We start from the raw sequence: 1,207 nt of genomic DNA on the forward strand, positions 1-1,207 counted from the left end.
GGTTGGTGTAGGTGGGGCGAACNAGCCAGTTGTAGTCCAGCTTGTCCGACTGATAACGCAGGCCGCCGTTCAGCGAGGTGTCAGGCAGGACCTGCCAGGTGGCGCGGGCATAGCCGGCCATGCTCTCGGTGCCCGAGGTGCGGTACCAGTCGGTGGGGGCGATGGCGCGGCGGTAGTCGTACTTCACCTCCAGGTCGCTGTAGATGAAACCCACCAGGTATTTCACCGGGCCGCTGTCGTCGGAGCTGAAGCGCACCTCCTGCACGGTGTTGTCACTGTTGCCCCGCTGGTGGAAATAGCGGTCGGCCGGCGCCACCGGCACGTTGATGGCGACGAAATCGCCCGTGACGTTCTGGTCGCTGCTGGCGAACGAGGTGATGGAGCTGAGCGTGCCGAAGTCGAAGTCATAGTCCAGGCGCAGGCTGCCGCCGCTGTCACGCGCCGCCGCGGAAGAGAAGCGCGAGGACGCGTAGGCGTTGTTGCCGGATCCGATGGTCACCCCCGGCTCCAGGGCGCCAATGGTCAGCTGCGAGGCCGACGGCGTGGTGTCGAACCGGGACAGGACCTTGGACGTCGGATCGGCATAGACGATGGCGCCGGAGGAGGCGGCACCGGTGGTGGACTGGCCACCCACGAACTCCGCCTGGGTCAGCTGGTTGAAATAGCTGGCGTTCACCGTCAGCTTTTCCGTCGCCTGCCACTTCAGCTTCACCCGCGCGCCGCGGGTGTCCTGACCGTTCACCTTCTTGCCCAGGGTGACGTTGCGGACGTTGCCGTCCCACTTGTTCTCGAAGGCCGAGACGCTGAAGGCCAAATTGTCGGCCAGCGGGCCGGACAGGAAGGCGTTGACCTTGGTCTGGCTGTCGTCCGTCTGCTCGGCGCTGACAGTGCCGGTCCAGCGGGTCATGGACGGGCTGCGGGTGACGATGTTGACCAGGCCCGCCGCCGCGTTGCGACCGGACAGGGTGGACTGCGGGCCGGGCAGGACCTCGATCCGCTCCACGTCGCTCAGTTCATTGGCCAGCGAGGCCCAGGTCGGCTGGGGCACGTCGTCCAGCACGATGCCCACCTGGGCTGGGCAGGTCTGTGAAATCGGCAAGGTGGAAATGCCGCGCATGGCCAGCGAGCGCTGGCCCGGCAGGTTGCCGGTGACGCCGCCCTGCAGCGAGGGCGCGATGGCCGCCAGGTCGGACAGCTGGTTCACGCC

1 protein-coding gene is annotated in these 1,207 nt (G+C 67.1%); it reads right to left on the bottom strand.

What is annotated here, in order from left to right:
• On the bottom strand, positions 1-1,207 hold a 1,207-nt coding region (locus I55_RS09635), incomplete at both ends, for a TonB-dependent receptor plug domain-containing protein (protein WP_148293653.1).

Origin of the sequence: Azospirillum sp. B4 (assembly GCF_000333275.1) — a bacterium.
GTDB lineage: Bacteria > Pseudomonadota > Alphaproteobacteria > Azospirillales > Azospirillaceae > Nitrospirillum.